Annotated in this window: 7 protein-coding genes and 1 pseudogene; 7 read left to right on the forward strand and 1 reads right to left on the reverse strand. The window is 54.9% G+C overall.

Features of this window, described 5'->3' with window-relative positions; genetic code table 11:
* Positions 1–353 precede the first annotated feature (353 nt).
* The 7 genes from ACE3P9_RS07530 to ACE3P9_RS07560 are packed head-to-tail and all read left to right on the forward strand — an operon-like array spanning position 354 to position 11,436.
* Positions 354–557 carry a helix-turn-helix domain-containing protein gene (locus ACE3P9_RS07530; RefSeq protein WP_031672511.1) on the forward strand — a complete coding sequence of 68 codons (204 nt, stop codon included), beginning with the start codon at positions 354–356 and terminating at the stop codon, positions 555–557.
* Positions 557–3,847, forward strand: coding sequence for a helicase-related protein (locus ACE3P9_RS07535; RefSeq protein WP_374492970.1), 3,291 nt, complete (start codon positions 557–559; stop codon positions 3,845–3,847). The genes ACE3P9_RS07530 and ACE3P9_RS07535 overlap by 1 nt, the downstream gene beginning before the upstream one ends.
* Positions 3,844–4,542 (forward strand): DUF4391 domain-containing protein, encoded by a 699-nt coding sequence (locus ACE3P9_RS07540; protein WP_374492971.1) that lies wholly within the window; start codon positions 3,844–3,846, stop codon positions 4,540–4,542. Before ACE3P9_RS07535 ends, ACE3P9_RS07540 begins: the two co-directional genes overlap by 4 nt.
* 38 nt (positions 4,543–4,580) lie before the next feature.
* Positions 4,581–6,545 (forward strand): site-specific DNA-methyltransferase, encoded by a 1,965-nt coding sequence (locus tag ACE3P9_RS07545; RefSeq protein ID WP_374492973.1) that lies wholly within the window; start codon positions 4,581–4,583, stop codon positions 6,543–6,545.
* Positions 6,546–6,555: 10 nt separating this feature from the next.
* A complete protein-coding gene (locus ACE3P9_RS07550) occupies positions 6,556–9,663 on the forward strand; it encodes a type III restriction-modification system endonuclease (RefSeq protein ID WP_374492975.1) in 3,108 nt (1,035 codons plus the stop codon).
* A gap of 37 nt (positions 9,664–9,700) precedes the next feature.
* Complete coding sequence (locus tag ACE3P9_RS07555) at positions 9,701–10,504, forward strand: hypothetical protein (RefSeq protein ID WP_374492977.1); 804 nt, start codon at positions 9,701–9,703, stop codon at positions 10,502–10,504.
* Between the two features lie 41 nt (positions 10,505–10,545).
* On the forward strand, positions 10,546–11,436 hold the full coding sequence (locus ACE3P9_RS07560; protein WP_374492978.1) for a GIY-YIG nuclease family protein: 891 nt from the start codon (positions 10,546–10,548) through the stop codon (positions 11,434–11,436).
* A gap of 43 nt (positions 11,437–11,479) precedes the next feature.
* Here the strand turns inward: ACE3P9_RS07560 and ACE3P9_RS07565 are convergent.
* A pseudogene (locus ACE3P9_RS07565) lies at positions 11,480–11,766 on the reverse strand (hypothetical protein); the annotation flags it as partial.

Raw genomic sequence — 11,766 nt, forward strand, 5'->3', positions numbered from 1 at the left:
TGAAGAGCGAAGTCCGGGAGAAAAATCGCCGGAAGAGAGCCAAAAGTGGCTGAGAACGGATCCGACGACCTGACGGCGAAGTCCGCAGGCTTCCACAGGAACCTGCGTGAACTGTCGCTATCAGACGAGAAAAGCCCCAACTGAGAACAGTTGGGGCTTCAATAATGGTGGCGGAACACGGAACCGAACCCGCGTCCGCAATCCGAGCCAGATGGTAACGCCTTGGCCTTGAGGGCGTGGATTCAACGATTTGGCCATTCTTTTCTTCGCCCAGCCTCTGGTCTAGTTCGCCGTCATATGGGAAAATTGGCAACTCTTGGCAATCCCTACTCATCAACGGCAAAGGCGAGACGATGGCAGACCCGGAAGGTGAAATCCTGACCCTGGACGAGGTGGCCGCTTACTTGAAGGCTGGCAAGCGCACCGTCTACCGCCTTGCGGCCGAAGGCAAGCTCCCCGCTTTCAAGTTGGGCGGCACGTGGCGTTTCCGTCGCAGCGACCTGGATGAGTGGATTGCCGCCAATCTGACCAACAAAGATTCGGGGGCAAGCGACTGATGGAACTGATCGACAACATCAGCAGGTTGCTTGGCGACGATCTCAAGCAGACCCTCCGGCCAGGCGCGCGCCTGAAGGTCGCGGCCTCGTGCTTTTCGATGTACGCCTTCGAGGCGCTGAAAGCCGAGCTGGAAAAGATTGACGAGCTGGACTTCATCTTCACCTCGCCCACCTTTGTTGCCAACGAGGTCACCGACAAGATTCGCAAAGAGCGAAAGGAGTTCCACATCCCCAAGCTCGACCGGGAGCGCAGCCTCTACGGCAGCGAGTTTGAAATCCAGCTGCGCAACAAGCTCACCCAGCGGGCGGTGGCCAAGGAGTGCGCCGAGTGGATACGGCGCAAGGCCAAATTCAAGAGCAACCGCACCAAAGCGCCGATGCAGCAGTTCGCCTGCGTCCAGGCTGGCGGCACCGACACGGCTTACATGCCCCTGCACGGGTTCACCGCTGTCGATCTCGGGTACCAGCAAGGCAATGCGGTTTCCAACCTCGTCAACAAGATGGACGAGGCACCATTTGCTGCCACGTACCTGAGCCTATTCGATCAGATCTGGAACGACCCCGAAAAGCTGGAGGACGTGACAGCGCAGATTTGCGAGCACATCGCCTCGGTCTACCAAGAGAACTCACCCGAGAGCATCTACTTCCTGATGCTCTACAACATCTTCAACGAGTTCCTAGACGACATCGACGAAGACGTCCTGCCCAACGACCGCACGGGCTACCAGGACACCCTAATCTGGAACAAGCTGTTCAACTACCAGAAGGATGCTGCCACCGGGATCATCAACAAGCTGGAAACCTACAGCGGCTGCATCCTTGCAGACAGCGTCGGCTTGGGCAAGACCTTCACCGCACTGGCCGTCATCAAGTATTACGAGCTGCGCAACCGGTCAGTGCTGGTGCTCTGCCCCAAGAAGCTGGCGGATAACTGGCTGAACTACAACCGCAACCTCAAGACCAACATCTTCGCCCGCGACCGGTTTAACTACGACGTCCTCTGCCACACGGATCTGTCCCGCACCAGCGGCGAGTCCTTCGGTACGCCGCTGAACCGAATCAACTGGGGCAACTACGACCTCGTCGTCATCGATGAGTCGCACAACTTCCGCAACAACGACGCCTACAAGGATAAGGAAACCCGCTACCAGAAGCTGATGCGCAAGGTGATCCAAGAAGGGGTCAAGACCAAGGTGCTGATGTTGTCGGCCACGCCAGTCAACAACCGCTTTACTGACTTGCGCAACCAACTGGCCCTGGCCTACGAAGGCAACTCCGAAAACCTCACAAAAAAGTTGCGCACAGACAGAAGCGTTGAGGAGATTTTCCGAGGCGCACAAGCAGCCTTCAATGCCTGGTCGAAGCTCCCCCCGGAAGAACGTACCGCGCGTGCGATCCTCGACTCACTGGACTTCGACTTCTTCGAGCTGCTCGACAGCGTCACCATCGCACGCTCGCGTAAGCACATCCAGACCTTCTACGACACCAAGGACATCGGTCAATTTCCGGAGCGCCGCAAACCGCTGTCGTTTCACTGCCCGTTGACCGAGCGGTCGGACGTGTTGGGCTTCAACGAAATTTTCGAGCAACTCTCACTGCTCAAGCTGGCCGTGTATGCGCCCATCAGCTACATCCTGCCCAGCCGTCTGAAGAAGTACGAGGAGATCTACGACACCAAGGTAGGCGGCAAGGGCACGCTGCGCCAAGCCGACCGCGAAAAGAGCCTGCAGGCCTTGATGACGGTCAACCTGCTAAAACGGCTTGAAAGTTCGGTGCAGTCTTTCCGGCTAACGCTGCAATCGCTGCGGGCCAACAACGAAGCCACCCTCGCAAAGATCGCCGCGTTCAACCAATCCGGCGGCGCGGTCACGGTGGGGGACCTCACGGAAGTGCTGGAAGGGCTAGATGCAGAGGACGATGAGCTGCCAATGCCTGGCGACGAGGGCGGCGAGATCGGCAGCAAGATCAAGATCAGCCTCGCCGACATGGACTTACCGTCCTGGGAGCACGAACTGAAGGTGGACTTACAGGTCATCGATGCCTTGCTGGCTTCGATGAACAAGATCACGCCGCAGGACGACGCCAAGTTGCAGCACCTCAAAGCGCAACTGCTCGGCAAGATTGCAAACCCAATCAACCCCGGCAACAGGAAGGTACTGATCTTCACAGCCTTTGCTGACACAGCTGATTACCTGTACGCCAACCTTGCGCCGGAGCTGCTGGCCACGCTCGCCATCCACACGGCCAAGGTCACCGGAAAGGGGGCGCCGCAGTCCACCATCAAGAGCAAAACTCAGAAGCGCAGCTATGACTTCCAGGAGCTGCTCACCCTGTTCTCCCCTCGCTCTAAAGAGAAGGCGGTGGTACTACCGGACGAGCCGCACGAGGTGGATCTGCTGATCGGCACCGATTGCATCTCCGAAGGCCAGAACCTGCAGGACTGCGACTACCTGATCAACTACGACATCCACTGGAACCCAGTACGCATCATCCAGCGATTTGGCCGGGTAGATCGCATTGGCTCGCCCAACAGCAGCATCCAGCTAGTCAACTACTGGCCCGACATTTCGCTCGACGAGTACATCAACCTCAAGGAGCGCGTCGAGAGCCGAATGATGATCGCCGACGTCACCGCGACGGGTGACGACAACGTGCTGTCTGCGCAGGCCAACGACGTGTCGTACCGCAAGGAGCAACTGCGTCGCCTGCAGGAGGAAGTGATCGAGCTGGAGGATTTGAAGACCGGTGTCTCGATCACCGACCTTGGCCTCAACGACTTCCGCATGGATTTGCTCAACTACGTCAAAGCCCACGGCGAACTGAGCAATGTGCCTAACGGGATGCACGCAGTGGTTCCCGCTAGACCCGAGATGGGCCTACGACCGGGCGCGATCTTCACGCTGCGCAATCGTAATGCTGGGATCAGCCTCAACCAGCACAACCGCCTGCACCCGTACTACCTCGTCTACATCAACCGCGAGGGAGAGGTCATTCATGACCACACCGAGGTGAAGCGCCTACTCGATCTGGTGCGTACCTGCTGCAAGGGCCAGGACAAACCCATCGTCGACGTGTGCCAGCGCTTCAATCAGGAAACGGCAGATGGCCGCCGGATGCAGCCCTACTCCGATCTGTTGGGCAAGTCCATCCGTTCGATGATCGAGGTAAAGGAAGAAAAGGATTTGGACAGCCTGTTCAGCGGTGGCAAGACCACGGCATTGACAGACACCATCTCCGGCCTGGACGACTTCGAACTCATCAGCTTCCTCGTGATTCAGGAGGCTGGATGAGTCAAGGAGCGACGACACAAAAACCAGCGCTGATCGCCTACCCCAAACAAGCTGCTTTCGGACGCGTTCTGCCCAAGAACAAAATCTATGAGCACAGCGGGGCCAACACCCGGCTGAAGGAACTGTTCGTCGAGCAGGTCGAGCAGATCGTCTGGCAGTACAAGCTCGCCCCAGAGACGATCAACCTGCCTGCGCGGCCCGGTGTGCCGGAAATCCAGATTTTCAGCATCCAGCTCAAGTCCACCGAGCTGCACGAAGACGTGCTCCGCTGCATTGATGGCGCGGTGCAGTTCCCGATCATGTTTGAACTACACCAAGGCCAGGGCGATCAGGCGAAAACGCAGGTAGTGGCGGCTTACAAGCGCCCGAGCGAAGCCGACGCCAGTCGCTGGGTGCTGTCCAGCTACTTCACCAGCGACTGGATGCCTGCGGCAACTGCCCGCACGCCTATGCCGCTGGCCCTCGACATGGCCCACCTGTACTCCGTTCTGCTGCAAGGCTTAATGCCGCTGCCAGCACGTCCACAGGAGGCCTTACCCGACTGGATTGCGCGTATCGAGCAGGCGGCAAGCAAGCGCCGCGAAGTCGAGAAGACCCAGGCGAGACTGGCTAAGGAAAAGCAATTTAACCGCAAGGTCGAGATCAACGCGACCTTGCGGCAACTGAAATCTGAACTTCAACAATTGAGCCGCTGAACCCCGATATCGGAAGCGCAGCGACCAGAGGACCAAAAATGGACAAATTGAAAATGCACTCGCCCAATCTCACGCAAGACAACATCGCCCGCATTCGCGATCTGTTTCCGGGTTGCGTGACGGAAGCCAAGGGTGAAGACGGCAACGTGAAGCTGGCGGTGGATTTTGACCAGCTACGACAGGAGTTGGCTGATTCGGTTTTAGAGGGGACACAAGAGAGATACCAGCTAAATTGGCCGGGAAAGCGTGAGTCGATTTTGGCAGCAAACTCACCCATCCAGAAAACTCTGCGCCCATCCCGCAATGAAAGCCTGCATTTCGACGAAACAAAAAACATCTTCATCGAGGGTGATAACTTAGAGGCTCTTAAGCTTCTTCAAGACAACTACCTCGGTAGGATTAAGACGATATATATCGACCCACCCTATAACACCGGAAGCGATTTAATCTACAACGACTATTTCACGGAAGGTGCATCGGACTTCCGTCAAAAAGCGAGCGAGCGCGATGAATTAGAAAACAGGCTCGTCACTAATTCGGATACGCAGGGTCGATATCACTCGAACTGGCTATCCATGATTTATCCGCGCCTAAAAATTGCAAGAAGCCTGCTTTCGGATGATGGCCTTATATTTATAAGCATTGGAGACGAAGAGCAAGCGAATTTAAAAAAGCTATGCGATGAAATATTTGGCGGCTCAAATTTTATCGCGACTTTCCCAAGAATTACAAAAAAGGGAGGGAAATCGACCGATGCAGTATCGAAGAACCATGATTATATTATTTGCTATTCAAAATCAGATGCGGCGAGGTTGTATCCTTTTGAACATAGCGACGAAGGGTTCTCAAACAGTGATCAACATGTCGATGAGAGGGGTAAATACAAACTAAACCAGACCCTCGACTATGACACGCTTGGCTACGTCAAGTCGCTCGACTATGAAATAGAGGTAGATGGCGTTTTTTATTACGCCGGCGGCGTCACCAAGAAAGAATGGGAGCAAAGAAGAGCAGAGAACCCAAAAGATGGATATCGCTGGCGATGGTCGAAAGATCTGTTTAATTTCGGCCTAGCTAATGATTTCGTCGTAATAAAAAACGGCAGGAATGGAGCTCGGATTTATACCAAGACCTATGAAAGAGCAACCATCGATGATGGGCCTAGTGGAGGCTACTCGGTCGTAATCGAAGACAGAACCAAGGCGCTACCAAGTATTGAGTTTATTGAGAATGAGTACTCAAACGACAATGCAAAAAAAGAGGTTCAAAAGCTTATCGGGAAAGGGATGTTTGATTATCCAAAGCCATCTAGTCTTGTGCAAAAACTTGTTTCATTCTCCAGCCGTAATGACGACATTGTTCTTGATTTCTTTGCTGGCTCCTGCACAACGGCTCACGCTGTAATGAAGGCCAACGCTGAGGATGGTGGAAACAGAAGATTTATCGTTATCCAAATTCCGGAGGCTTGCTCCGAAAAGTCGCAGGCACTCAAACTTGGTTTTAAATCTATATCTGCCATTGGTATCGAGCGGATCAAGCAATCCGGCGCAACTGTCCTTGCAGGTCCATGCCACAGCGAATGGAAGAAGGATATTGGCTTTAGGGTACTCAAAGTTGATACCTCAAACATGGCGGACGTCTATTACGTGCCCGACGCGCTGAACAAGGCTGAGGTCGATCTTTTTGTCGACAATATCAAGCCCAACCGTACAGAGGAAGACTTGCTGTTCCAGGTGATGCTGGACTGGGGTGTTGATCTTGCGTTGCCGATTGCCAGGGAATCCATTCAGGACAAAGAAGTGTTCTTTGTTGATGACAACGCATTGGCTGCCTGCTTTAACGCGCACAGTGGCATTGACGAAGCATTCGTAAAGGAACTGGCCAAGCGCCAGCCGCTGCGGGTTGTCTTCCGCGATGCGGGCTTCAAGGACGACGCAACCAAGATCAACGTTGAGCAGATCTTCAAACTCTTGTCGCCTGCCACCGAAGTGAAGTGCATCTGAGGAGGCTGCGATGAAGCTGAAATTCAAGACGCAGGCCTACCAGACGGCGGCGGTGCAGGCAGTAGTAGATTGCTTCAAGGGGCAGGTTCCGCATCATGGCGGCGTTCGCTATCGGCTCGATCCCGGCAGCCAGAAAGCAGCCCCAGCGAGCCCGCAAGCGGCGCTCGCGCTGGAGGCCGCTTCGCCTGAAGCTGCAGCGGAAAGGGAAGCCGCGTTCCGCAACGCCGACTTCACGTTGTCGGAAACAGCGCTGCTCGACAACATCCGAGCCGTGCAGCACGGCCAGAATCTGCCCGTGTCGGACGCACTGGTCAAGACCAAGGTGGCCAAGGTCAATCTCGACATCGAGATGGAAACGGGCACGGGCAAGACCTACTGCTACATCAAGACCATTTTCGAGCTGAACAAGCAGTACGGCTGGAGCAAGTTCATCATCGTGGTACCCAGCATCGCCATCCGTGAAGGCGTGGCCAAGTCGCTGCAGATCACCGCCGAGCACTTTCTGGAGAGCTATCACAAGAAGGCACGCTTCTTCATCTACAACTCAAAGCAGCTGCACCACCTGGAGAGTTTCTCTTCGGATGCGGGCATCAACGTGATGGTGATCAACGTCCAGGCCTTCGCCGCACGAGGGGCCGACAACCGTCGCATTTATGACGTGCTGGACGATTTCCAGTCGCGCAAGCCCATCGACGTGATCAGCGCAAACCGCCCCATCTTGATTCTGGATGAGCCGCAGAAGATGGAAGGCGCGGCGACGCTGAAGTCTCTGGAGGAGTTCAAGGCGTTGATGGTGTTGCGCTACTCGGCCACCCACAAGACTACGCACAACAAGATCCACCGTCTCGATGCGCTGGACGCCTACAACCAGAAGCTGGTGAAAAAAATTGCCGTTCGCGGCATCGCGGTGAAAGGCCTTGCGGGCACGGCGGGTTATCTGTACCTGCAGTCCATCGAGATATCGAACAAGAAGCCTCCAGAAGCGCGTGTGGAGTTCGAGCAAAAACTGGCGGGCGGAAACATCAAGCGGGTGGTCAGGAAGCTCTCAAAAGGCGACAACTTGTTCGATCTGTCGAACGGGCTCGATCAGTATCGGGATGGCTTTGTCGTGGCCGATATCAACGCCAACTCCGACACCCTGACCTTCACTAATGGCGTTGAACTCACCGTCGGGGATGCGACTGGTGATGTGACCGAGGCCGCGCTGCGCCGCATACAGATCCGAGAGGCCATAAAGGCGCACTTCGACAAGGAACAGGCGCTGTTCCAGCAAGGCGTGAAGGTGCTCACGCTTTACTTCATCGACGAAGTGGTCAAGTACCGAGACTACTCGCAGCCCGACGAAAAAGGTGAGTACGCCCACATCTTCGAGGAGGAGTACCAGCTCTTCCTCAACGAGGTGCTGGAGCTGGATGAGACGCCGTACGTCAAATACCTCAAAGGGATTTCTGCCGAAAAGACTCACAGCGGCTATTTCTCCATCGACAAGAAGAGCAAACGACTGGCCGACCCATCGGTCGTAGCGCGTGGCGAGAACGCGGGACTTTCTGACGACGTAGACGCCTACGACCTGATCCTCAAGGACAAGGAACGGTTGCTGTCGTTCGCCGAGCCCGTGCGCTTCATTTTTTCGCACTCTGCCCTGCGTGAAGGCTGGGACAACCCGAACGTGTTTGTGATCTGTGCGCTCAAGCACAGTGACAACACAATTTCCCGCCGCCAGGAAGTGGGACGTGGCTTGCGACTGTCCGTCAACCAAAGCGGTGACAGGATGGATCACCCGGCCACGGTACACGAAGTGAACGTGCTGACTGTGGTGGCCAGCGAGAGCTACAAGGAATTCGTGGCGGCGCTGCAGAAGGACATCAGCGAGTCGCTGTCGGCGCGTCCGCGCTTGGCGAATGAGGCCTACTTCACCGGCAAAGTTCTGAAGACAGCGACTGGTGATGTCGAGGTCACACCGCAACTCGCTAAGCAGATCTACAAGTACCTGCTCAAGCACGACTACACCGACGACGCAGATCGCATCACCACCGCGTACCACGAGGCCAAGAAAGACGGCGCGCTGGCTGCGCTGCCCCCCGAGTTGGCACCACATGCCGAGCAGGTGCTCAAACTGATTGACAGTGTCTTCAGCGAGAGCCAGTTGCCCGAAATTGGTGACGACCGCAGGCCCAAGAAGAACCCGCTGAACGCCAACTTTGAGAAGCAGGAGTTCAAGGAGCTTTGGAATCGGATCAACCGTAAAGCGGCGTACAGCGTCGACTTCAACTCCGACGAGCTGGTGCAGAAAGCGGTCAAGACACTCAACGACAAAGATGCTGGGCTTCGTGTGACCCCATTGCAGTACACCATCCAGCACGGTGAACAGGCAGCCGCTGTGACCTACGATGGGATCAAGGGCGGCAAAGCTTTCGAATTGAAGGACTCTGAGACGGAAACTAACCGCGTTTCAATCCATTCAGCTGTCAAGTATGACCTGATCGGCAAACTTGCGGAAGGCACCCAGCTGACACGGCGTACGGTGACCGACATTCTGAAGGGACTCAACGCGGCCGTATTCGCGCAGTTCAAGACCAACCCGGAGAGCTTCATCGCCGAGGCGATTCGCCTGATCAACGAGCAGAAGGCCACGGTCATCATCGAGCACTTGGCCTATGACCCGGTGGAAGACAAGTTCGATCTGGACATCTTCACAGCCGGGCAGACCAAGCAGGACTTCAGCAACGCAGTCAAGACTCCCAGGCACCACATTTACGACTTCGTGCTGCCGGATTCCGGATCGAAGCCGGAGAGCGATTTTGCGGAGGCGTTGGAGGCCAGCGCTGAAGTCGTTGTGTATGCCAAGTTGCCGCGCGGTTTCCTGATCCCGACACCGGTAGGCGACTACAACCCGGACTGGGCCATCTCGTTCAAGGAAGGCGCGGTGAAGCACATTTACTTCGTCGCGGAAACCAAAGGATCGATGTCCACGATGGATCTGCGTGAGATCGAGAAAACTAAGATCAAATGCGCTCGCAGGTTTTTCGATGAGATGAATCGTCGCCACTCACCTGAAAATGTGAAGTATGACGTAGTGGATAGCTTTGGGCGACTTATGGAGTTGGTCAAACAATAGATACCGCCATTGTAGGAAATTCAGACAAATCTGAGCCTTGATTGCCTCCGCTGATGTAGGAGGCATTTCTTCGGCAGAAAATGATTGTGTTTCACAAAGGGAAATCATGAAAATCAAGTTAAACAACGGAAAGCTAGTAGAAAAATACACTGTTGCTGATCTGCCTGCGGAAATAAATTGGGCAAAAAGCACTGCTTTAAAGAAAGCAAACCACACGGCAGATACTTGGCAAGGGCGATCCCCCCATAAGCGGTTTGAGAATATTTTCCTTGGAGATCTGGCAAAAAATATTGTCAAGAAATACTTGCTACAAGAGATTGCCGGAGTTTCACCATTTCTAATTGAATACGATCAAATCAGAACCGATGACTTTAGAAATAGAGACATGTTTGATTTAAAAATCGAAAAGGACGCAACTTCGATAGAACTAGAAATTAAATCCTCAGGCGAAAAAACAATTTCAGACCCATCCTCACTGAACTCTTCGCGCAGACTAATTGTTAATCAGCCAGGGCCCCACTATCACCTATCTGATGCATGTATTCAAGTGATGTTTGTACCAGCAAATATGCAGTTTTTCAAGAACGAAATCACCGCGTCTCAATTAAGCCTTGAAAAATATTCAGAAGGCTACATTCAAGACTTTTCTGCAGCCTCCGTGATTGCATATATTATGGGGTTTGCTGACTTACAAATGCAAAAAAATGCTCTGGCTAATCTTTTCTCTGTAAATAACAGCGGGGCGGGAGCAAATCGCCGATCGTACGCCGACCTAATTCTCTCAAATACACATCAGATTGATTCACTAACCCAAGCGATTAAGAAGAAGATTTCGCTGTGATACGGCTGCATCGCGATGGCGGACAACATTCTGAGATTGGCATGCAACCCTTTTCAATTACCCTTTTCGCTACGACCGGTGACCCAGAGGGGATTCGCCACCTCGACAAGTCGAACTGGTCGGGCTACGGCGTAGTCTTCAACAAGGAGCTTTTCCATCTGTTGAAGCAGGAGCCGGGCTTCTCGCAGGCCGGTATCTACATCCTCGTCGGTAATGCCGCCGAAGAGACGATCTACATCGGCGAGGCTGACCCCGTCGGTGACCGGCTGAAGAACCACGTCTCGAACAAGGAAGGTTGGGTGTGGGGCGTCTACTTCTTCGACCGCAACCACAAGATCGGCAAGACCGAAGTCCAATATCTTGAGTCGGCGCTGGTTGCGCTGGCCAAGAAGCATGACCGGGCTATCCTTCTGAACAAGAACAACCCGACGGCTCCGACGATGGCCCCGGCAGCCAAGGCAACGGCGCAGGCCTTCCTGGCCGACATGTTGCTGATCCTGCCGATGCTTGGCATCAACGCTTTCACCCCGCCTAAGCAGGAAGACCCGAGCGATCAGGTGCAGCCAGTTGGTTCGGAGAACGACAAGTTCGACACCGTCGTCGTTCCCGCACGCGAGGAAGGATTCAAGCAGCGCTTCCTGAACGAGAACTGCTGGTTTGCCGTTCGGATCAATGCGAAGCACATCTCGAAGCTGAAGTTCATCGCTGCCTATCAAGTCGCTCCCGTCGCAGCGATCACCCACATTGCCGAGGTCGAGGCCATCCTGCCTTACAACGACACAGGGAAGTACATGATCAAGTTCAAAGGGCCAGCGACTGCGATTGTCCCGATCCCGCGCCCGGAGAACAGCGAGGTCAATATGCAGTCGTCCCGCTACGCGCTGCGGGAAAAGCTGCTCGCGGCAAAGAATCTGGACGAGGTGTGGACGTAAGGATAGATGTGCGTCAGAAAGGCGGAAGTTGGCCAGCGCCAAATCACTGTTTTGCGACTGCCATTGTTTCCGTGACCCACATCTGCAACGCCCTCAGTTGCTCGGCGTTTTCGTGGCAGGTCTGGTAGTTGGCGGCAAGGGTTCCGGCGACGGCAGAGAGCGCAATGCCTGCGGCGGCCGCATCAGCATCTCTGGCGGGCTCGGGCAGCTCACCGGCGGCGGCAGCGTCGTGCAGGCGCACAAAGCCACGGTTGATAGTGCAAGCAGCATCGGCTTGAACGGGCACATAGACGGGAACCTCCTTGATGATGGTGTCGCCCTTCTCGCGGA

It is taken from the genome of Allobrachymonas sp., from assembly GCF_041912815.1.
GTDB lineage: Bacteria > Pseudomonadota > Gammaproteobacteria > Burkholderiales > Burkholderiaceae_C > Brachymonas.

Coding starts and splice junctions, on each gene's coding strand:
- ACE3P9_RS07550 (WP_374492975.1), top strand. CDS start 6,556: ATGAAGCTGAAATTCAAGACGCAGGCCTACCAGACGGCGGCGGTGCAG.
- ACE3P9_RS07530 (WP_031672511.1), top strand. CDS start 354: ATGGCAGACCCGGAAGGTGAAATCCTGACCCTGGACGAGGTGGCCGCT.
- ACE3P9_RS07535 (WP_374492970.1), top strand. CDS start 557: ATGGAACTGATCGACAACATCAGCAGGTTGCTTGGCGACGATCTCAAG.
- ACE3P9_RS07540 (WP_374492971.1), top strand. CDS start 3,844: ATGAGTCAAGGAGCGACGACACAAAAACCAGCGCTGATCGCCTACCCC.
- ACE3P9_RS07560 (WP_374492978.1), top strand. CDS start 10,546: ATGCAACCCTTTTCAATTACCCTTTTCGCTACGACCGGTGACCCAGAG.
- ACE3P9_RS07545 (WP_374492973.1), top strand. CDS start 4,581: ATGGACAAATTGAAAATGCACTCGCCCAATCTCACGCAAGACAACATC.